Raw genomic sequence first — 20,575 nt, forward strand, 5'->3', positions numbered from 1 at the left:
TATAAATATCCTGAAAATCTAAATTTCGGACCTCATATTCCCGCTATCATATCGGCCACCGCTCGGCCCGTGGCCATAGCGGCATTCAACGACGGATAAGAAGTATGATCGCCGCATTCGTACAAATGTTCGCTGATTTTCAAATTTGTTGCGGGCGCATTGGCGGGGTATTTGACCAACGATTCTGGAATATGATACGTACGAAGGTGCTTCCACGTTTTTACTTCATCGCCAAACCAACTAGTCAGCTCCTGTACGATGCGGTCGGTTAGTTTTTTTTCGTCAAACAATTCTAACCCTTGCGTACTCACCGATACCAACGCTTTGCCTTCGGGAGCATACGAGGGAGCAATATCGCTAGGCACACACAAATTATGCACCACAGACAACCGATTAGGATTGAGCGCCAGCATTTTTTCCTTCAACGGAGAACGCTCAGCGGCAAAGTAGGTGCAGGTCGTTACGTTATATTCTCGTTTTAGGTTCCGCCCCAGCAGCACATCAGCTTGTCGGGCATCGGTGGCCACGACTATATTTTTAGCCGTCAGGGTTTTACCGTCAGAAAGATGAACTTTATTACCTTCAATCTTTTCTACTTTGGTGTTTAATCTCAGAGAATGAGGCGGTAATTTAGCCGCCATTTGCTCGGGAATGGCCTGCATTCCTCCCGCAGGAATGACGGCGTCACCAGTGTAAAATTGCTTGAAAATAAACCGAAAAAAGTTACTGGAGGTTTCCAACTCATTTTCCAGAAATACGCCCCCAAAAAAGGGTTTAAAGAAATCGGCAATCATCTCATCGCTCCAGCCATAATTGCGCAAATAAGTAAGCGTATCGGTGGCGTGCTCGTGAAAAAAAGCCTCGGTAGATTCTTTGCTTACATTATTTGACAATTGAAGTACCTTGAGCTTATCCACCAGCGTCCCGACCGATGAAAAAAGGGTTTTCAACACCTGAGTAGGTTCTTTGAAGGGGTCGCTGATGACCGAAAAATCATTGTCTTTGCGAATCAAAGCACCCGAACGGAACGATTTTAACGCCAATGCGTTGTAATTCAACAATCGTTGTGCCTCCGGATACGCCGTCAATAATATCTGGAAGCCACGGTCCAACAGGTAGCCATCAACTTTATCGGTTCGCACCCGTCCGCCAACCGCCTCGGCGGCCTCCAATACCAAGGGGGTAATGCCAAAATGTGATAAATAATTGGTGCAAGACAAACCTGCGATACCCGCTCCGATAATAATGACTTCGTGATTGGCCATGATTGTAAATGAGTTTTGCACAAATTAAAGCGGAAGCCTCGTTCAAACCAACGTTTTTTTTGTTTTTAACGACCCCTCCGCTCCTTAAAATCTATGGTATCAACAAATTCAATCTAAAACTGTTTGCGTACCTTTGTGTCCCAAATTAAATAAAACCACTCGCTCCGGCGAAAAATAACCGTTAATATATACACAAATGCCTAAAGCTGAAATGATTACCGAAAAAGGGACAATGTTGATTGACTTTTACGATCAGGATGCCCCTATTGCCGTTGCCAATTTTATCAAATTATCGAAAAGTGGATTTTACGATGGCCTTACTTTCCACCGCGTCATTCCTAACTTTATGATTCAGGGAGGTTGTCCACAAGGAACTGGCCGTGGCGGTCCAGGATACACTATCAAATGTGAATTGACGGGCAACAATCAGTACCACGACCGTGGGGTTCTTTCGATGGCTCACGCTGGTCGCAACACGGGTGGCTCACAGTTTTTTATCTGCCACAATCGCACCAACACCGCTCACCTCGACCGCAACCACACGTGTTTTGGCAAAGTAGTAGAAGGGTTGGACGTTATTGATGCCATCCGTCAAGGAGATAAAATTACCAAAATCAACATCATCGAAGACGAAGCTTAGGCTTCGTCTTTACCCTTAACCAACATACTAAGATGAAAAAGTGGATTCCAATTTGTTTTCTGGGAATCAGCGTCTTGTTGATGTCCCTGACCAATTCTTCCCCGGTAGCGCTTTCAACAAGCACGGCCGATTCATTGTCTGACTACGTGGGAACGTACAAAATGAAAGACAACGGGTATTTTAGTGCATACAAAATCACCCTCAAAGAAGGTGCGTTGTTTGGAGAAGCCGACGAAAACGGGGCCAATAAGTTGCTCAAACAAGACAAACCAGATACTTTCAAATCCACCAGCCAATACGGCTCAATCATCACGTTCAAACGTAATCCTGAAACCAAAAAAGTGGTCGGGCTTTCGCTCTTGATTCAGGATACAGAAATGTTGGCAGACAAACAATAGCGTGTTGGCCAAAAGATAACGGTTAACTTTTCAAAAATCATGAAAGTAGAATTAGTACGCGTAGACGACGGCTTTCATTTTGAGGCCACGGGTTCATCGGACCAAAAAGTACACACCGATGCCTCTCCAAACATTGGCGGCAAAAATATGGGCGCTCGCCCAATGGAATTATTACTGATGGGACTCGGTGGCTGTACGGCCATTGACGTCGTGCTGGTCTTAAAAAAACAGCGTCAGGAGATATTAGATTTTCGAATTTCGGTAGAAGGCGACCGAATCAAAGAAGACGACACAGAGCGCTCACCTTTCCGCAAAATAACCATTCATTATTTCTTCAAAGGAAACCTCGACCGCGCCAAAGTAGAGCGTGCCGTAAAACTCTCCATGGAGAAATACTGCTCGGCAACGGCCCAATTTGAACCATTGGCCGAAATTTCGCACGAGATTACGATTGAAGCTTAACTAGTAAGCAGTAGACAAAATAGTACTGCCTACTGCTTACTTCCTACTGATTCTACCACCAACGATAAAACAGCCCAACGCGGGCGTTGAGGGTTGAAGCATCTTTGATTCCTTCGGCAACAGACTCAAACGGCATGTGTTGGTAAGTAGCTCCCGCTTCTAAGCCCAATTTTCCCTGTTTTTTAAACAGCACACGCACTCCTGCTCCCGCTTGGGCCACAAATCGAAAGCCATTATCTCCCGTCGGAATGCTTCCCCAGTAATTTATCAATTCGGCAAACGCTCCCCCGAGACCTACCTGCACATAAGGACGCACGCGGGCATTGACGTTTCCAACGTGATAACTCCCCGTCACTACCAAAGGTACGGCCGAAAAAGTACGCGTTTGAACCGCCGAAACATCTTGATTGTCAGAACTATAAACCTGTCTTCCAATACGATTTTGGAAGTATTGCGAGCCTATGGAAAGACCCGCCGATAAATTCGTTTTAGGAAAGACAAAGTCAACCGCAACGTTGTAATTACGCAGCGTTGTGTTATCCATATAATTACCAAATGTACCCGTTGGCAGCCCCAATCCGCCCGTTACCGACACCCGGTAAGTAGTATAACGTTCGTAGGGCGACTGACGTTTAAATAATTCGGGCCGGTCAACCACTTGCTGCGCAAAGAGCTCTCCCGCAAAGACAATGGCAATGGCCAAACAAATGACTCTTTTCATATTTTGTATTATTTAACGAGCAACTTTCGAGGTTTACGGGTCCGAGAAACCCCGCCCATTGCTGAATTTTTAATTCTTTTTAAGGTAGGTTGATTGGGTAAAAACGGCGTCAATGACCGATGCAACGGCATTTTCATCAAAAATTCCATCGCCTCGTATCTGTGCATTCCAGACCACCGTTGCTCTGTTGCTCGTGCCTGCATTCTTAAGGTCGATGATTTCAACCTGCCAATACCTTTCCGTCGTTTGATAATACGAGTACGTAGGCGGATAATAAAAACCACCACCGCCAAAACCCCAGTAGCTGTTCCAAGGATTAAAATTGGCCACTACTCCCGTTTGGGTTTCGCTGATTCGAAGCACGTTTACGCCAAAATCAGGCTTGGCAGTCTTGCCTACTCTGGCGTAGCCTCGCTTGGTCATATTTTCAGCCACACGGCTCAACACGCGAAAATCCAACGCCGTCGTGGCCACCCCCGAGCGGTCATTTTGAACCACAAATACACTATCCGCCAAGCTGAAAGTGCTATAATTTCCGAAATTGGTGTTTTTCTCGTAGTTTGTTATAAACACTTGTGAATCCTCTGGCGTTAGGTCCTGTAAGGCATCTGGGCTACACGACCAGCTCATTGCCGCCACCGCAAGCCCCATCATGATGTTCAAATACTTAACTTTCATTGTTTTACGAAATTGATTAAATGTGTGTCTGTTATTAACGAAAATATCCCCCAAATCATTTCATCCATTCATGCTCTATATTGCCCACGACCCTATTTATTGTCATCCGTTACCAACAAGCCCCAACGGCGAACCACACCGTTTTCCCATGCTCAAATACGAACTCATACCTGAGCAACTCATCTACGAAGGCACTTGCTCAAGCGAAAATTTCTTTTCGCCTAGCACGTTAGATGAGCGGTGGATTTTGGGCGTACATACCCGCCAGTATTGGGAAGATTTGAAGCAGTTACGGATTTCAGAAAAGATGGTCAGACGCATCGGTTTTCCGTTGTCGGTGCGGCTCATTGAGCGCGAAACCCGAATTGCCCAAGGCACCATTGAATGTACACACCATGCCTTAAAATATGGCGTTTCGATGAACGTAGCTGGTGGAACACACCATGCTTATGCCGACCGTGGGGAGGGTTTTTGCCTCTTGAATGACGTAGCCATTGCCGCTAATTATCTGTTGGAAAACAAATTAGCAACCAAGATACTGGTCATTGACTTAGACGTGCATCAAGGAAACGGCACTGCCGTTATCTTTCAGAACGACCCGCGCGTATTTACTTTTTCGATGCACGGCAAAGACAATTATCCTTTGCACAAAGAAATTTCTAATTTAGATATTGCCCTGCCCACGGGCACCCAAGACGATGAATATTTAGGACTTCTTACCAAAACACTACCTTCTCTTTTTGAACAACAAAAACCCGATTTTGCTTTTTACATTTCGGGCGTTGACATTTTGGGGACGGATAAATTGGGAAAACTTAAAGTAAGTATCGCAGGTTGTCGCCAACGCGATGAATTTGTGTTTGAACAATGCCAAGCGCACCAAGTTCCCCTGGTGGTGTCCATGGGTGGGGGATATTCCCCGCGCATTGCCGACATTGTAGAAGCACACTGCAACACGTTTAGAACGGCGCAGAAAATGTATTTCTGATGCAATTTTCCAGTGTGCGTCCGACGGTTCAAAACCGTCAGACGCATAAATAATTATTTCAACAACTGATACGTCACAAAAGCAAGTCCATACGCCAACGCCGTCATGTAAGCCAACTGAATCAGGGGCCATTTCCAGCCGTGGGTTTCGCGGTAGACAACCGCAATGGTACTCATGCACATCATGGCAAATACGTAGAAAATCAAGAGCGAAAACGCCAACGCAGGGGTGTACATTGGCTCACCCGTTTTGGGATTGATTTCGGCACGCATTCGGGCTTTTATGGTGCCATTGTCGTCATCTGCGGCGCTGCCGATGCTGTAAATAGTACTCATTGTTCCCACAAATACCTCACGGGCCGCAAATGACGCCAGCAAGGCAATGCCAATCTTCCAATCATAGCCCAAAGGCGCGATGGCAGGTTCAATAAATTTACCAAAATGCCCCGCGTAAGAATGTTCTAATTTATAAGCCGCAACGGCATTGTCGAGCGTGGTACCTTCCAGTGCAGGATTGGATTTCTGGACCGTTTCTTCCGCCCGTGCAATCGTATCGCCAGGGCCATAGGACGCCAACACCCACAAAATAATCGAAATCGCTACGATAATTTTTCCTGCTTCAGTCACAAAAGATTTGACGCTGTCCCACACCGACAAGCCCACATGGTACCACCTTGGAGTCTTGTAGGTCGGCATTTCCATCACAAAATAACCGCGCTCCGTATTTTTCACCATTCCTTTGATGACCCAAGCTGAAAGCAGCGCACTCACCAGACCCAGCAGGTAAAGCCCCATCAGCGTCAATCCCTGCAAGGTAAAAAATCCCAAAACAGGCGTTGCAGGAACCACCAAAGCAATCAAAATGGTAAAAATGGGCAAACGCGCCGAGCAGCTCATCAGGGGGGTTACGAGAATGGTAAGCAAACGCTCCTTACGATTTCCGATACTCCTAGCCGACATGATCGCAGGCACTGCACAGGCCACGCCCGAAATCAGCGGTACCACACTTTTGCCGTTTAGACCGAATTTACGCATCAGTTTATCCATGATGACCATCACCCGGGCCATATAGCCAGATTCTTCCAACAAAGCCACCAGAAAAAAGAGAAAGGCAATTTGAGGAATAAAAATCACCACGCCGCCAATACCCGCAATGAGTCCATCGGTCAATAAATCTGTTAAAGCTCCCGACGGTAACTGTTGTTTTAGCCAATCATTCAGCGCCGACACCCCCGCATCAATCAAATCCATCGGGTAGGTTGCGAGCGTAAAAACGGCCTGAAAGATGGTGAGCAACACCATCAAAAACACCGCATATCCCCAAAAAGGATGCAGCAAAATGGCATCTAGTCGCTTGGTCCACAGCGGCTTTACCAAAAAATCATCCGCCGCTTTGACCGAATCCTTGACCAAACCATCAATCACCGCGTAGCGATGCATGGTTTCGGCGGCCTGAAACCCACTTTCTTTGAAGTCATACTTCTCAATAAGTTGGTCAAAAGCGACTCTTTTTTCGGTGTTCAGAAACGAAAAAATATCGTGCTGTTGCACATAGTGCAACGCCAGATAATTATTGGAAAGTTGATTGGTACGCTTAACGTCGTTGATTAATTCTGGGAATTGATCGGCAGGATTAAAAAAATATTTTTGATTCAGCGTCGTGATTACGGGTCTTTCGAGGGTTTGCACAACGGCTTGCTTCAAATTATCCAAGCCTTCGCCCACTCGGGCATTGATACGCACCACGGGCACGCCAAGTTTCATGGCCAATTTTACCGCATTGACCTGAAGGTGCTTATCACGCGCTACGTCTAGCATATTCAGCGCCAACACCACGGGCAGCCCCAAATCTGCCACCTGCGTAAAAAGCAATAAATTGCGTTTAAGATTGGAGGCATCGGCTACCATCACCACCACATCGGGGTAGTTTTCATGGGCGGGATTGGCCAAAATATCAATCACAACCCGTTCATCCAGCGACTTTGGGTACAGGCTGTACAAACCAGGCAAATCAATGACGATGGACTCGGTTTTAGAGTCTAACAACCACGTCCCCGATTTTTTTTCAATCGTTACGCTTGGAAAATTCCCCACCTTTTGGCGCAGGCCGGTGAGTTGATTAAATAAGGAAGATTTGCCGCTATTGGGATTGCCGATAAGGGCTATGGTGGGTGTCTTTTTCAAAGTGTATTAAATGCTATCTTCAACCAAAACCGTTGCTGCTTCGTCTTTGCGCAGGGCAAGGCAGTAGCCATTGACCTGAATACCGAGGGGATCGCCAAAGGGAGCTATAAAATCCAACATTACTTCAGAACCGGGCAGGCAGCCCATTTCCAGCAATTTCAACGATAAATCCACTTGGCGAAATGCCTTTACAAAAGCACGTTCTCCTATTTTTAAATCAGCAATGGTTTTCATTCTGTATTCTCCGTCCGTTATTCGTTTCTATCATTTCGTCGTTCAAATCAATGAAAGAGCCAAATAATAGTTAATAACGAATTTATTTAGATTGAGTTTAAATAAACAACTGCAAAATAACATTTCTATTGCAAGAATATCAAATGACAAGCGTCATCCTTCCAAAACAAAAAATACAATTTATTGAAAATCAATATTTTATACATAATAATATCTATACTAATTCTAAATTCCCAACAAAATGAACACGACGAGTCGATTCTTCGACGGATAAACCTATTTTTGTTGATTAACAACATTTCTTAATGAAAGTTTTGGTAGCATACAGTTTGGCACTTATGGTGCTGGCACAAAGTCTCCTCCCCCGGGCGGCGACTGACCTGCTGCGCTCGCCAGAAGTATGGGCCCACTTTGTAGAACACAAGCAGGAATCGCCCCAACCATTGAGTTTTTGGCAGTTTATGCTCATGCATTATTCTGCCGATTCAAACCATACCAAACAAACCAAACACCACCTTCCGAGTGTTGATTTCAACGGCGTAGCGGGTCTTTGTGTCCTGCCGTCGGTGGCGATTGCCCTTGAACATTACAGTCTTCCTATTTTTGCAAAAAAAGCCAATTTCCAATGGCTTAATTCGTACGCCTTTCTCTCCTTCAAGGCGTTGATTTGTCCACCCCGAGCGTAGTTTTATTTTCCTTCATGGGAGCATTGGCTCTTTTCGGATGCCTTTGCGCAGCCGACTAAGTTCGTTTCTATTTTACGTATCGCTATTCTTGAATTTTTTCACGAACTCTGGCCAAAGCGTAAGCTCCTACTTCTAAATCACTCAGGTAAACTCTATCACAAAAAATTCTAAGCATTACTCCTCATGGATACCATTCGCCATCATGAAGGCTCTATTCTTCACAAAGAAGAACACTTGAGCAGTTCGGCTTTCATTACCGACATCGTCATTGGTATGTCTGACGGCCTGACCGTTCCTTTTGCCTTAGCAGCGGGATTAAGCGGCGCTGTGGACAGCAACGCGCTAGTTATCACCGCCGGAATCGCCGAAATAGTGGCGGGGTCTATCGCAATGGGATTAGGCGGTTTTCTGGCTGGACAAACAGAAGTAGAACATTACGATGCTGAGTTCAAACGTGAATACTGGGAAGTAGACCATTTACCAGAGCGCGAAAAAGCGGAAATCAAAGAAATCTTTGCCGACATGGGTATAAGCGAACCCCTACAGAATCAGGTGGTTGAAGACATTGCCAAAGACAAAGACAAATGGGTGGAGTTTATGATGAAATATGAGCTAGGGCTACAAAAACCCGACCCCAATCAGGCCCGAAAAAGCGCACTCACCATCGGTATTTCGTACGCAATGGGCGGATTTGTTCCTTTGCTGCCCTATTTTATCACAAGTACACCTACCGAAGGTTTGGCATGGTCAGCGGCAATGACCCTACTTTGTTTGTTCGTATTTGGGTATTTCAAAAGCAGAGCCACTGGTCAAGCGCCTTGGTTAGGTGCGTTGAAAGTAACCCTCATCGGCGCAGTAGCCGCCGCCGCCGCTTTCGGAGTGGCAAAAATGTTCGATTAAACTTAATAACCAACCCTAACTTCTCAAAAACAACTTAAAAAAGTACCATGATTGATTCACTGATTCATTACAGTATCAAAAACAAACTTATCATCGGGTTGGCCGTGCTGGCATTGGTGATTTGGGGCGGCTACTCGCTTTCGCGTTTGCCTGTCGATGCCGTTCCCGACATTACCACCAACCAAGTACAAATCCTAACCCTTACACCTACCCTCGCCGCGCAGGAGGTCGAACAGTTTGTGACTACTCCTATTGAGCTTTCATTGGCCAATATTCCGGATGTCACCGAAATCCGTTCCGTTTCCAAACTAGGCCTATCGGTGGTCACGGTCGTGTTCAAAGATGAAATGGACATTGTCAGGGGCAAACAATGGGTATCCGAACAACTCAAAATGGTGGAAGCCGATATTCCCACGGAATTTGGCAAACCGATGATTGCGCCACTGACAACGGGATTAGGTGAAATTTACCAATACACACTTGCCACCAAAGAAGGTTTTCACGAAAAGTACGACCTGACCGAACTACGCACCATTCAGGACTGGATAGTCAAACGGCAATTGGTTGGTATTGAGGGTGTAATTGAAATCAGCAGTTTCGGAGGGTTTGTCAAACAATACGAAGTAAGCGTCAACCCCGAGCGCCTACGCAGTCACAACATCACGCTTCCTGAGTTATTTACGGCGCTCCAAACCAACAACGCCAACACGGGCGGCAGTTACATTGAGCGCGTGGGCCAAGCGCAGTTTATCCGGGGCGAAGGCGTCGTCAAAAGCCTTTCTGACATTGAACAGATTGTGGTTAAGAATGTAAACGGCATCCCTGTTTTGGTCAAAGACGTGGCGGGCGTCGGCTTCGGGCACGCCAACCGCTTCGGAGCGCTGGTCCGTAACGGCGAAGGTGAAGCCGTGGGTGGTATCGTGCTGATGCTCAAAGGAGCCAACTCTGCCAATACCGTAAACGCCGTGAAAGAACGGGTAGCCCGTATTCAGAAAACCCTACCCGAAGGCATCGAAATTGTGCCGTTTATTGAACGAACAAAATTGATTAACAAAACCATTTCAACCGTTACCGAAAACCTCCTCCTCGGTGGGCTTATCGTTATTGTAGTTTTGGTTATGCTCATGGGGAGTCTGCGCGCGGGTTTGGTAGCGGCTTCGGTGATTCCGCTCGCCATGCTTTTTACGATTGGCATGATGAACACGTTTGACATTTCGGCCAACCTCATGTCGCTCGGGGCCATTGACTTTGGCGTAATTGTAGACGGAGCCGTGATTATTGTGGAGGCCATTGTTCACCGATTTCAGGTATGGTACGAAGAAAACAAACGAAACAACGTGGACAACCCTGCCGAGCGCGACAACATGGTGTACGAAACCGCCAAGCGCATCCGTACGTCGGCTGCTTTTGGCGAAATCATCATTTTGATGGTTTACCTACCCATTTTATCGTTGGTGGGCATTGAGGGCAAAATGTTTAAGCCCATGGCGCTCACGGTGGGTTTTGCCATTTTTGGGGCATTCGTGCTGTCGTTGACCTACGTACCGATGATGTCATCGTTGGTCATGGGCAAAAATCTAAACAAACACTGGACTTTTTCGGAGCGCTTTCTTAAATGGCTCTATCGCGGGTATGAACCCATGATTCGCTGGGCTTTGAACTGGAAAAAAGCGACCGTTGGCATCACAGTTGCCCTTTTTGGGGTTTCACTTTACATTTTCTCACAGTTAGGCGGCGAGTTTGTACCCACCCTCGACGAAGGTGATTTGGCCATTGATTTTCGAACGGCTTCGGGCACTTCGTTGACCGAAACCATCAATTCCGCTAACAAAGCCCACCAAATTCTAAAAAAGCATTTTCCTGAAATCCAACAAATTGTGGGCCGCGTGGGGGCGTCCGAAATTCCCACCGACCCGATGCCCATCGAGATGGTGGACCAAATGATAAACATGAAAGACATTTCAGAATGGAAGAACGCCAAAAACCGCGAAGAAATGTCGGAGAAAATGGCCGCCGTTTTGGCCGAAGAACTCCCCGGCACCAGCGTAGAAATGACGCAACCGATTCAGATGCGTTTCAATGAAATGATTACGGGCGTTCGCTCCGACGTGGTAGTCAAGCTGTTTGGTAATGACTTGGACATACTCTACGAACGGGCCAACGCCGCCGCCAAAATCATTGAAAAAGTGGACGGCGTAGCTAGTGTGCGGGTAGAACAAATTGTGGGATTACCCCAAATAAGCATTACTTACAATCGCGCTAAAATAGCCCAATACGGACTCAACATCGCCGACCTCAACCGCTTGGTTCGCTCAGGATTTGCAGGTGAAACCACCGGAACAGTCTACGAAGAAGAACGCCGCTTTGAGTTGGTGGTACGCCTTGACTCCGCTCACCGTCAGGACATTGAAAACGTTCGTCAATTGCTTGTGCCTCTGCCTTCTGGGGGTACGGTACCATTGGCCGAAGTAGCGCTCATTGATTTTCGCAAAGCCCCCGCCCAGATTTCGCACGAAGAAACCCGCCGCCGCATCACCATCGGTATCGGTGTCCTCAACCGCGACATTGAGAGCGTGGTCAATGATGTACAAACCCAGCTTGAGCAAAAAACAACGCTTCCTTCGGGGTATTTTTATACCTACGGCGGGGCCTTTGAAAACCTCCAACGCGCCAAAGACCGCCTGAGTTTTGCGGTGCCTTTGGCCTTGTTCCTGATTTTCGCGCTGCTTTACTTCACGTTTCATTCCATCAAAGAATCCTTGTTGATTTTTACGGCGGTTCCTATGTCGGCCATCGGCGGCATCATTGCCCTCTGGCTGCGCGACATGCCGTTTAGTATCTCGGCGGGGGTAGGTTTTATTGCCTTGTTTGGGGTGGCGGTATTAAACGGAATTGTGCTGATAAGTTACCTCAATGACCTCGAAAAAGAAGGAATTACCAACCTTAGAGAGCGCATCATGCGAACGGTAGAAGTTCGTTTTCGTCCCGTTCTCATCACCGCTACCGTGGCATCGTTGGGTTTTCTTCCGATGGCCATTTCCAACTCTGGCGGAGCTGAAGTTCAACGACCTTTGGCTACGGTAGTGATTGGCGGAATTTTATCCGCCACCCTTTTGACGCTGGTTGTACTGCCTGTGCTGTATGCGCTGTTTACGAAAGAGAATAGCAAATCCCTCCCCAAAGGAGGAATGTTGTTGGTATTGTTATTAATAATAGCAGCCAATGCAACAGGCCAAAATCAACAACCTCTCACCCTCACCCAAGCCATCGAACGGGCAACGCAGCAAAACCTGACGCTCAAAACCACGCAATTCAATATGCAGTCGCAGCAAGCGTTGGTAAAATCGGCCTGGTCGTTGCCTAAATTATCCGCCGATTTATTGGCGGGGCAAATTCAGAACCGCCCGTTGGATTATACACTGAGTGCGGTGCAAAGTTTTGAGCCTTTCGGGGTGTATCGAAGTCGAGAAAAAGTACTGACGCAACAAGTGAATGTAACCCAAAAGCAACAAGATATTCAGCGTAATGACTTGGTCTTTAACGTAAAACAGCAATACTATCAGCTCCTGTATCTGTACCGCCTCCAACAATTGCTCCGCGCGCAAGACACCCTCTATCAAAAAGCGGTAGAGGCGGCGGCCGTTCGCTATAAAACGGGCGAAAGTACCCAATTGGAACTGGTCGCGTCGGAGACAAATCGCCGCGAAACGCAAAACCGTCAGGCGGTTTTATCACGCGAAATACAAACTTCATACATGGGCTTACAGGCTTTGCTGTATTCCAATGAACCCATTCAAATAGATACGTTAGTGAATTTGCAGCGCTCTTCGGCGATACAGGAAGGCACCAATCGGTATGTGGCTTTGGCAGAAGAAGAAAACCGACTCAGTCGCACATTTACGGACTTAGAACGTGCCCAACTCAAGCCCGACTGGCGCGTTGGAGTGGCCAATCAATCCATTGAAAAACGGTTGGGTTTTACTTACGTTTCGGGGGGGTTAGGTATTCCACTCAACACTAAGCCCCAAAAGGCCCGCATCGAAGCCGCCCGAATCAGCGAACAGGCCACCGAAAACCAACTGAAAGCGGTGCAGTTTCAGACCGAAGCCAATGTCAAAATATTACGCGAAACCTTGGCCAAACTTCAAAACACCCTTCTCTACTACGAGCAATCAGCGCTGCCACAAGCAGATTTACTACTCAAAACCACCTATAAACAATTTCGTTTGGGCGACATTGAATACGTTGAGTTTTTTCAAAATACCCGGCAGGCATGGCAAATCCGGGAAAGTTATCTCAACCAACAGCTTCAATTCAGCCAAACGGTCATTGAGTTAGAAAAGTGGCTAGGAATCGAGTAATGCAATTGCCGAAATAGAAAGTTTAAGATAAAAAACAAACATAATGAAACGCACATATCTCCTCATAAATCCCTCAATGCCTGCTTTATCGCCCTGTAAAACAGATGCCTTCATGGGGCGCACCACCGACTTGATAAAGCGCCTTCTTTTGCCTTTTGCGTTTTGCCTTCTTCTGCTGAGCTGTTCAAAAACCGAAACCGCCCAAACCGAAGAGGCCACTGCCGCCGCTCCCACTGAACTCAAACTAACGGCCGAGCAGGAAAAAAACTTCGGAATTACCCTTGGCAGTCCCGAAATGCGGATGGTCTACGATGCCATTACCCTCAACGGCGTCGTGGAAGCGCCTCCGCAACAAACCGCTTCGGTGAGTTTTCCACTCGGTGGCATCGTGCGGAGTATCAACGTATTGGCAGGAAGTCAAGTAGGCAAAGGCAGCACTTTGGCCACCGTTGAAAGCCTAGAACTCATTCAGTTACAGGAAGATTATTGGAAAACAGTTGGACAATTGACTTTTGCGGAGCAAGAACGCCAACGCCAAGCTACCCTCTCGCAAGAAGATGTTGGGGCTAAACGCAAACTTCAGCAGGCAGAATCTGACGCTCGCGTACTCGAAGCAGCGAAACAAGGATTGGAAGCCAAATTGCAGGTTGTGGGAATCGACCCTAAAAACCTAAAAACCAACCAAATAGTGCGCACCATTGCCGTACGGTCGCCCATTACGGGCATAGTGAAAATGACCGATGCCTCAATTGGTAAATCAATCTCAGCGGGCGAATCCTTGTTTGAAATTGTGAATCAATCGGGCGCGCGGTTGGTATTGAAAGTATTTGAAAAAGACCTTCCACAAGTTAAAGTAGGGCAAAAAGTGGTATTTACGGGAGGCTCAGCTACCATCACGGGGCTGGGTAATAATTTCGACCCCACGAGCCGTACCGTAGACGCCTACGCCAACCTCAACGGCCTACGCCTATTAGCGGGCCAATACATCAATGGAAAACTGGAAGCCTCCCCACGTCAGGCCGAAACCTTACCTGAATCGGCGGTGGTGCGCACAGGCGAAGCAGCCCATGTATTTATCAAAACACCCCAAGGCGTTTACCAACCCGTCGACGTCAAAACGGGCGTGACACAAGATGGGTTCGTGGAAGTCATTTTTACCAAAAAACCTTCCGTTCCGATTGTTATCACAGGAGCGCAAACGGTGCAGGCGGAGTTGACGAAAGGATTGGGAGAAGAAGAGTAAGAAATTTAAAAGATACCTTGGTGGCCATTTACAGAATGGCCACTTTTTCAATTCTGCTGATTCTTGCTTATTTTTGAAAAAACTTCATCTCCTACCCTTCCTAGTATGCTTAAAACACTCTCATTACTCGCGCTTTCCATCGTCCTCGTAAGCTCTGTTTACAAAGAAAAAACGTATACCGTAGGGCAAATCAAAACTCCAAAAGGCGAGATACTTTTCCAGTTATACGACGAAACGCCCAACCATAAAGCCAGCTTTATCAAACTCGCCAATCAACATTATTGGGATACCCTCACCTTCAACCGCGTCATCAACAACTTTGTGGCGCAAGGCGGTTGCCCCGATACGCCCGCTGGATTTTCTGACTCTCCTTACCTGTTGAAGCCTGAATTCCGGAAAGAAATACGTCATATATACGGTGCCGTTGGAGCTGGCCGCGACAACAACCCCGAGATGTTGTCGGCAGGCTGCCAGTTTTACATTGTTCAAAACAAAAACGGCCTCGCCCGTTTAGACGATAAATTCACGGTTTTTGGGCAGGTGTTTAAAGGCATGGACGTAGTTGATGCCATCACTGCCGTCAAAACCGACTCACTTGACGCACCGCTGTCGCCCATCTCTCTCAAAGTGAGCGTTATTCAGTTAACCGCCAAAGAATTAAAAGAAAAAGGTTTTGCTGGCAAAATCGAATAATATCCCTATTCGACAAATTTCATCTACGATAAAAGTAATTTATCCCACTATACTAGTTGGGCAGCTAACGCTATACTTTTAGGTATTTTCCCTACCTTTGGCCACATCTGATTTTCAACGAAAAACTCTAAAAGCGTAAAAGCACTTTTTTAACCATGCTTTTTTCCAAGAAACCTTGGTTGGTATTTTGTGCTATACCCGTGTTGTTACTTGCGTTTGCTCTTTACAAAAACCTTCTTAATATCCCATTCGGTGACGACATTTATGTCATGGACATGTTTAATCTGCTCCATGAAGCAGATTCTGTTTGGGATAAAATGGGCATCATTTTCGGGCAACACAACGAACATCGCATTGCCCTTTCGCGCTCTCTAGCGTTACTGCAATACCAGCTCATGGGCACCATTGATTTAAGGATTTGGAGTATTCTTGGCAATCTAAGCCTGCTTTTCATTGGTGTGTTGTTTTATCAACATATCGGAGAACAGAAATGGTGGATTGTTCCCGTGGCCTTTATCATCATCTGTACCGCGTCCAACACCCTGATTCCGATGCAGAATTCCAACCTGTTTTCGGTCGTATTTGGGCTAGCAGCTTTGCATTTTGTGTTAAAAAAATCCCTTTTTGCCGTTTTTCTTACATTTTTTTGCACAGTACTTTCTATTTTCTCCAATAGTGGTGGCTTTGCGCTTATGGCCATCATCAGCGTCGTATTTTTTTTTCAAAAACGGTACAGCCTCCTCGGCATCTGGCTTCTTTGTTGCCTCGCTCTAATTGGGAGCTATTACCACAATTACCAGCCGCTTTATCGCCATCCTTCATCTGAACTGCTCTTTTACCAACTTCCTCAAGCGGCCGTTTTTTTCATTGGCTTTGCGGGTAGTATTGGCTTTAAGGTATTACCCACTGGCGCGCTTTTTATTGGGATATCGGCTATTGCGATTTACCGAAAATACTACCTCCAGAATCCCTTTGTTTTTTTAGGAGTTGTCTATTGTTTAATGATGGCGGCAATGACGACCATCATGCGTTACGAATACGGTATCGACACTGCCATTACAGAACGTTACCGCATTTATTCCATGGTTTTTGGGGCTTGTAGTGTTATTTTAGTTCGGGATTTTCTTGCGGGGTATTCGTCCGTAATTCAAAAGAGTGCTTTTGGGATAAGTTTACTTTTTTCTATCGCCACCAATCTAAAGTTTTTTATTCCCATGGTGCGCGGAGCAGAAGCGCGTAAAGAATTATTAACCTCAAAAATTGAGAATTATTATTTGAATAACTCTGGCTATAACTGCTTTGAAGTCAATATATTAAACAAGCTTACTGTCAACAATTTTTATCACTATCAGCTCCCAAGGCCGCTCCGCAACAAAACCTACTACGATAGCCTCAATCATTTTCCAGTCAATGCCCTCAAGCTACGCATTGACCAAGCATTTTATACCAAAGAGCACGTAATTATTAGAGGGAAAATCCTCAATCCTGCGCCTGAAATTACGTTTATGAAAGGGTTTGTACATCAATTTATCATTGTTCATCCCGCCGATACACCCTTTGACTGCTCACACAATGAATTGACGCACCCTGACAATGAAAAAAGCATGATTGTCAATATTGACTTGAACAACGACCGAAACCACATTCGCTTCCCGCTATTTTACTTGAAACTCCCCAAAAAACATTTTAAGCATAAAAAATACACCCTTTCGTTCCTCTTTATGACTGATACTTCCGTCAACTATCCTGCGTTGGCATCTAATGTGGTCTTTCATTTGTAGGCAGTGACTAAGGCACAAAATGTTACGTCGCTACGTTACAAATCATTAACTTTGTGGCCTTGACGCATTTAATCGTTTTGCAACGTCAGCGTCTAAGTTTGCGAAATCACTATCAATACGAATTAACAGTAAATTACCATGCCGGGAACCGAATTATACGGCGCCGAAGAGCGCAAAGAAATCAACGATGTGTTAGAAACCGGAATTTTTTTCCGTTATAACCACGAAGCCCAACGCAACAACATCTGGAAAGCCCGCGAGATGGAAGCGGAAGTGTGCAAAGTGGTAAATGCCAAATATGCCCACGCGGTATCAAGCGGCTCTACGGCGGCCCAATGCGCCATGGTGGCCGCGGGCATCGGGGCTGGTGACGAAATCATCGTTCCGCCGTTTACCTACATCGCCACCGTTGAAGCGGCTTTGATGATTGGTGCATTGCCCGTTTTTGCCGAAGTTGACGAAACCCTCTGTCTCTCTGCCGAAGGAATTCGCAAGGCCATCACGCCAAAAACCAAAGGAGTCTGCCTTGTACACATGTGCGGACAAATGGCCGACATGGATGCCATCATGGAAGTCATCAAGGAGCACAATCTGGTGCTCGTCGAAGACGCAGGGCAGGCCATGGGCGCAAGCTACAAAGGCACGTTTACGGGGCTGTGGGGCAAAGCAGGGGCATATTCTTACGATTTCTTTAAAATTGCCACGGCGGGCGAAGGTGGCGTTTTTGTCACCAACGACGAGCAAGCCTACAAAATAGCGGATTCTTATTCCGACCACGGTCACGACCACATCGGCTCCAATCGCGGCATGGAACAGCACCCCGTCATTGGATTTAACTACCGCATTTCAGAGCTGCACGCTGCCGTAGGGTTGGCCCAAACGCGCCGGGTTCCGTTTATGGTGGAGAAAAACAATGAACATAAAAAATGGTTGATGAACCGGTTGGCCAATGTGCCCGGCGTAAGTTTTGCGCGTATCCCCGACCCAGACGGCGACTCTGCTACGTTCTTAAACCTGCTGCTCCCGGATACTGATTCAGCACAATCCGTGGTCAATGAACTCAATGCGGCGGGTGTAGGTGGTTTTAACTATTGGTTTACCAACATGTACCACTTCATCAATCAGTGGGACCACATCAAAGAAATGCGCACCGCAGGCAAGTTGGCCGTGCAGGTTTTGGGTGCGCCCCAAGACTACGCCAATGTAGAACTACCTAAATCACAGGAAGTTATCGGGCGTTTGATTTCATTTGGTATTCGGGTTACTTGGACCCAGACGGAGTTAGAAACGTTGGCCAATAAGCTGGAAGCAGCCATTCGGAAGGCCATGGTGGCGTATACATGTTAATTTTCGACCCTGCATAATGGAAACTAAGCAATATCAAAATTATGTTTGTTAATTTTGATATTGCTTTTATTAAAAAGCATTTTGCAGAAAAACCATAAAAAGTCAAAAGTATAACATAACGGCAAGACCAATGAAAACACCGGAACAAAAACTTACCGTACCGCCCAAAAGTCTGGGTCGTTGGCTGATGGAAAGCAAGCGCCAAACACAAAAAGAAATGCAGGAAGCCTATAAGAATAACCCCAAAATCAAGGAGGTTTTTGAAAGATTAGAGGCTAAAACTAAAGGAATCTAATGGAAGCCTATTCATTTGAGTTTTTTCCTGAAGAACATTTTTACCTTTTTAAAACGCGATACGAAGTTCGATATGCAATTCGCTTCAAGCCCAGTTTCTACGTCCTCGACGCCGAGCCCGCTATTGCGGATAATGTATATGAATTAGTCATTGCACGCATTGAAAAGCCGGAAGGGCCTATTCCTCCCGATGAGCGGATTTTATACACAATTGCTGCCATAGCAGAAGATTTTTTCAAAAAAGAGCAGAATATTGCGATTTACGTTTGTGATGACAGCGACGGCAGAGGGAAAGCGCGTAAACGCAAATTTGACGGCTGGTTTGTCTATCTTAATTTTGAAGGTAGAGGCTATATGAAAATTGACCAAGGTTTCCACGAAGCTGACGGTTTCAGCTATTCCGCTTCACTTATTTTCAAATCTGAAAATCGACTCAAAATTCAAATCATCACTGCTTTGGATGAATTAGCCGATAGATATAATCAACCAAAATAAATAACCTAAAATTGTATTCCTCATAAGGATACACACGCGGCCAACCGCAACGAAATTAAGTTATGCATAAAAATTTCAAAGGAATCGAGAAAACCGTTTTTGGACGGGGAAGTTTTAACCAATTGGGCGACATCATCGCCCCGCACCGCCGCGAAAACAATCGCTACATGGTGTTTATTGTCGACAATTACTTTAAAGGCAAAGACCTTGAAAGTCGCCTGCCTTTATTGCCCGAAGATACGGTTTACTTCATTGACGTAGACCCACACGAGCCAACAACCGAACAGATTGACACACTCCGCGATGAGATTTTGGCCACCAAAGGCCTTCCGTCGGGCATCATCGGTATCGGCGGCGGTGCCATTATGGACATTGCCAAGTGCGTATCTCTGATGGTAACAAATGAAGGCTCTTCGACCCTTTATCAAGGCTTGGATTTGATTAAAGTACCGGGCATTTATCACGTCGGAGTCCCAACTATCTCTGGAACGGGGGCGGAAGTATCCATGACCGCCGTATTGACGGGCCCCGAGAAAAAATTAGGGTTAAAATGTGAATGGACCGTGTTTAATCAGGTAATCCTCGACCCAGACCTGATTGCCACTGTACCACGCGACTGGTGGTTTTATGTGGGGATGGACACCTACATTCACTGCATCGAGTCCGAAAACGGGCAGTTCAACAACGCATATTCACACGCGTACGCTGAGCAATCCATGAAACTTTGTCGCGAGATTTATCTGGGAGAAAACAGCGGGCAAACCGCCGAAAACGACGATAAACTCATGGTGGCGTCGCTCATGGGTGGTTTGAGCCTGACCTACTCAGAAGTGGGTATATGTCATGCCATTAGCTATGGGCTTTCCAAAATTTTGGGAATGCGCCACTGCTACTCCAACTGCATTGCGTTCAATCATCTGGCAGACTATTATCCAGAAGGCGTAGCAGAGTTTAAGGAAATGGTTGCCAAACACAACATTACGCTACCGCAAGGGTTATCCAAAGACTGGACCGACGCCCAAATCAACGCCATGGCGCACGTTTCTTATAAACTAGACCACATGTGGAACCACGCCGTAGGGTACGACTGGAAAGAAAAAGTAACGATTGAGGACATAGAAGCAATTTTCAGGAGACTATAAATTGAAAAAATCAGGTAAAATAAAGGCCCCTCCCGTCAAGTTTCAGACCAAAAGCGCCGCCGTC

At 46.4% G+C, this 20,575-nt stretch carries 19 protein-coding genes; 14 read left to right on the plus strand and 5 right to left on the minus strand.

Annotated features, from left to right (window positions below; translation table 11 throughout):
• Positions 1 to 32 precede the first annotated feature (32 nt).
• The gene (locus tag NCI00_RS00875; protein WP_253524010.1) at positions 33 to 1,265 is read right to left on the minus strand and encodes an NAD(P)/FAD-dependent oxidoreductase; all 1,233 of its coding nucleotides are present in this window, start codon (positions 1,263 to 1,265) and stop codon (positions 33 to 35) included.
• A 196-nt stretch (positions 1,266 to 1,461) separates the two neighbouring features.
• Between NCI00_RS00875 and NCI00_RS00880 the strand changes: the two genes are divergently transcribed.
• From NCI00_RS00880 to NCI00_RS00890, 3 genes are read left to right on the plus strand one after another with little or no spacing between them, the layout of a single operon-like run.
• On the plus strand, positions 1,462 to 1,905 hold the full coding sequence (locus NCI00_RS00880; protein ID WP_166559437.1) for a peptidylprolyl isomerase: 444 nt from the start codon (positions 1,462 to 1,464) through the stop codon (positions 1,903 to 1,905).
• 32 nt (positions 1,906 to 1,937) lie between these two features.
• A complete protein-coding gene (locus NCI00_RS00885) occupies positions 1,938 to 2,303 on the plus strand; it encodes a DUF3471 domain-containing protein (protein WP_114461445.1) in 366 nt (121 codons plus the stop codon).
• Between the two features lie 39 nt (positions 2,304 to 2,342).
• Positions 2,343 to 2,765: an OsmC family protein gene (locus NCI00_RS00890; protein ID WP_114461444.1), complete on the plus strand. Its 423-nt coding sequence runs from the start codon at positions 2,343 to 2,345 to the stop codon at positions 2,763 to 2,765.
• A gap of 52 nt (positions 2,766 to 2,817) precedes the next feature.
• Here NCI00_RS00890 and NCI00_RS00895 read toward each other — a convergent pair whose 3' ends face one another.
• Positions 2,818 to 3,486, minus strand: coding sequence for an OmpW family outer membrane protein (locus tag NCI00_RS00895; RefSeq protein ID WP_253524012.1), 669 nt, complete (start codon positions 3,484 to 3,486; stop codon positions 2,818 to 2,820).
• Between the two features lie 69 nt (positions 3,487 to 3,555).
• A complete protein-coding gene (locus tag NCI00_RS00900; protein ID WP_253524014.1) occupies positions 3,556 to 4,164 on the minus strand; it encodes a DUF4136 domain-containing protein in 609 nt (202 codons plus the stop codon).
• Positions 4,165 to 4,234: 70 nt separating this feature from the next.
• Here NCI00_RS00900 and NCI00_RS00905 point away from each other — a divergent pair, with 70 nt between their 5' ends.
• Positions 4,235 to 5,152: a histone deacetylase family protein gene (locus tag NCI00_RS00905; RefSeq protein ID WP_253524017.1), complete on the plus strand. Its 918-nt coding sequence runs from the start codon at positions 4,235 to 4,237 to the stop codon at positions 5,150 to 5,152.
• 53 nt (positions 5,153 to 5,205) lie between these two features.
• On the opposite strand, the gene feoB is transcribed toward NCI00_RS00905, so the two are convergent.
• Together feoB and NCI00_RS00915 are read right to left on the minus strand one after the other, a co-directional pair.
• On the minus strand, positions 5,206 to 7,335 hold the full coding sequence (gene feoB, locus NCI00_RS00910; protein ID WP_253524020.1) for a ferrous iron transport protein B: 2,130 nt from the start codon (positions 7,333 to 7,335) through the stop codon (positions 5,206 to 5,208).
• A gap of 6 nt (positions 7,336 to 7,341) precedes the next feature.
• Complete coding sequence (locus NCI00_RS00915) at positions 7,342 to 7,569, minus strand: FeoA family protein (protein WP_114066446.1); 228 nt, start codon at positions 7,567 to 7,569, stop codon at positions 7,342 to 7,344.
• Positions 7,570 to 7,874: 305 nt separating this feature from the next.
• Between NCI00_RS00915 and NCI00_RS00920 the strand changes: the two genes are divergently transcribed.
• From NCI00_RS00920 to NCI00_RS00965, 10 genes are all read left to right on the plus strand, one after another.
• Positions 7,875 to 8,255, plus strand: a complete 381-nt coding sequence (locus tag NCI00_RS00920; RefSeq protein ID WP_253524022.1) for a hypothetical protein — start codon at positions 7,875 to 7,877, stop codon at positions 8,253 to 8,255.
• Positions 8,256 to 8,438: 183 nt separating this feature from the next.
• A complete protein-coding gene (locus tag NCI00_RS00925; RefSeq protein WP_253524024.1) occupies positions 8,439 to 9,155 on the plus strand; it encodes a VIT1/CCC1 transporter family protein in 717 nt (238 codons plus the stop codon).
• 47 nt (positions 9,156 to 9,202) lie between these two features.
• Positions 9,203 to 13,516 (plus strand): CusA/CzcA family heavy metal efflux RND transporter, encoded by a 4,314-nt coding sequence (locus NCI00_RS00930; RefSeq protein ID WP_253524026.1) that lies wholly within the window; start codon positions 9,203 to 9,205, stop codon positions 13,514 to 13,516.
• Positions 13,517 to 13,559: 43 nt separating this feature from the next.
• Positions 13,560 to 14,759 carry an efflux RND transporter periplasmic adaptor subunit gene (locus NCI00_RS00935; protein ID WP_253524028.1) on the plus strand — a complete coding sequence of 400 codons (1,200 nt, stop codon included), beginning with the start codon at positions 13,560 to 13,562 and terminating at the stop codon, positions 14,757 to 14,759.
• A 105-nt stretch (positions 14,760 to 14,864) separates the two neighbouring features.
• Positions 14,865 to 15,452, plus strand: coding sequence for a peptidylprolyl isomerase (locus NCI00_RS00940; protein ID WP_253524029.1), 588 nt, complete (start codon positions 14,865 to 14,867; stop codon positions 15,450 to 15,452).
• A gap of 155 nt (positions 15,453 to 15,607) precedes the next feature.
• Positions 15,608 to 17,233 carry a hypothetical protein gene (locus NCI00_RS00945; RefSeq protein WP_253524031.1) on the plus strand — a complete coding sequence of 542 codons (1,626 nt, stop codon included), beginning with the start codon at positions 15,608 to 15,610 and terminating at the stop codon, positions 17,231 to 17,233.
• A 138-nt stretch (positions 17,234 to 17,371) separates the two neighbouring features.
• A complete protein-coding gene (locus NCI00_RS00950) occupies positions 17,372 to 18,580 on the plus strand; it encodes a DegT/DnrJ/EryC1/StrS family aminotransferase (RefSeq protein ID WP_114066453.1) in 1,209 nt (402 codons plus the stop codon).
• Positions 18,581 to 18,710: 130 nt separating this feature from the next.
• Complete coding sequence (locus NCI00_RS00955; RefSeq protein WP_253524034.1) at positions 18,711 to 18,875, plus strand: hypothetical protein; 165 nt, start codon at positions 18,711 to 18,713, stop codon at positions 18,873 to 18,875.
• Positions 18,875 to 19,369, plus strand: coding sequence for a DUF6169 family protein (locus NCI00_RS00960; RefSeq protein ID WP_253524036.1), 495 nt, complete (start codon positions 18,875 to 18,877; stop codon positions 19,367 to 19,369). The genes NCI00_RS00955 and NCI00_RS00960 overlap by 1 nt, the downstream gene beginning before the upstream one ends.
• A gap of 62 nt (positions 19,370 to 19,431) precedes the next feature.
• On the plus strand, positions 19,432 to 20,511 hold the full coding sequence (locus NCI00_RS00965; protein ID WP_253524039.1) for an iron-containing alcohol dehydrogenase family protein: 1,080 nt from the start codon (positions 19,432 to 19,434) through the stop codon (positions 20,509 to 20,511).
• Positions 20,512 to 20,575: the final 64 nt, after the last annotated feature.

The sequence above is a fragment of the Runella salmonicolor genome (genome assembly GCF_024158025.1).
Lineage (GTDB): Bacteria > Bacteroidota > Bacteroidia > Cytophagales > Spirosomataceae > Runella > Runella salmonicolor.

Coding starts and splice junctions, on each gene's coding strand:
- NCI00_RS00875 (WP_253524010.1), bottom strand. CDS start 1,265: ATGGCCAATCACGAAGTCATTATTATCGGAGCGGGTATCGCAGGTTTG.
- NCI00_RS00880 (WP_166559437.1), top strand. CDS start 1,462: ATGCCTAAAGCTGAAATGATTACCGAAAAAGGGACAATGTTGATTGAC.
- NCI00_RS00885 (WP_114461445.1), top strand. CDS start 1,938: ATGAAAAAGTGGATTCCAATTTGTTTTCTGGGAATCAGCGTCTTGTTG.
- NCI00_RS00890 (WP_114461444.1), top strand. CDS start 2,343: ATGAAAGTAGAATTAGTACGCGTAGACGACGGCTTTCATTTTGAGGCC.
- NCI00_RS00895 (WP_253524012.1), bottom strand. CDS start 3,486: ATGAAAAGAGTCATTTGTTTGGCCATTGCCATTGTCTTTGCGGGAGAG.
- NCI00_RS00900 (WP_253524014.1), bottom strand. CDS start 4,164: ATGAAAGTTAAGTATTTGAACATCATGATGGGGCTTGCGGTGGCGGCA.
- NCI00_RS00905 (WP_253524017.1), top strand. CDS start 4,235: ATGCTCTATATTGCCCACGACCCTATTTATTGTCATCCGTTACCAACA.
- NCI00_RS00915 (WP_114066446.1), bottom strand. CDS start 7,569: ATGAAAACCATTGCTGATTTAAAAATAGGAGAACGTGCTTTTGTAAAG.
- NCI00_RS00920 (WP_253524022.1), top strand. CDS start 7,875: ATGAAAGTTTTGGTAGCATACAGTTTGGCACTTATGGTGCTGGCACAA.
- NCI00_RS00925 (WP_253524024.1), top strand. CDS start 8,439: ATGGATACCATTCGCCATCATGAAGGCTCTATTCTTCACAAAGAAGAA.
- NCI00_RS00930 (WP_253524026.1), top strand. CDS start 9,203: ATGATTGATTCACTGATTCATTACAGTATCAAAAACAAACTTATCATC.
- NCI00_RS00935 (WP_253524028.1), top strand. CDS start 13,560: ATGAAACGCACATATCTCCTCATAAATCCCTCAATGCCTGCTTTATCG.
- NCI00_RS00940 (WP_253524029.1), top strand. CDS start 14,865: ATGCTTAAAACACTCTCATTACTCGCGCTTTCCATCGTCCTCGTAAGC.
- NCI00_RS00945 (WP_253524031.1), top strand. CDS start 15,608: ATGCTTTTTTCCAAGAAACCTTGGTTGGTATTTTGTGCTATACCCGTG.
- NCI00_RS00950 (WP_114066453.1), top strand. CDS start 17,372: ATGCCGGGAACCGAATTATACGGCGCCGAAGAGCGCAAAGAAATCAAC.
- NCI00_RS00955 (WP_253524034.1), top strand. CDS start 18,711: ATGAAAACACCGGAACAAAAACTTACCGTACCGCCCAAAAGTCTGGGT.
- NCI00_RS00960 (WP_253524036.1), top strand. CDS start 18,875: ATGGAAGCCTATTCATTTGAGTTTTTTCCTGAAGAACATTTTTACCTT.
- NCI00_RS00965 (WP_253524039.1), top strand. CDS start 19,432: ATGCATAAAAATTTCAAAGGAATCGAGAAAACCGTTTTTGGACGGGGA.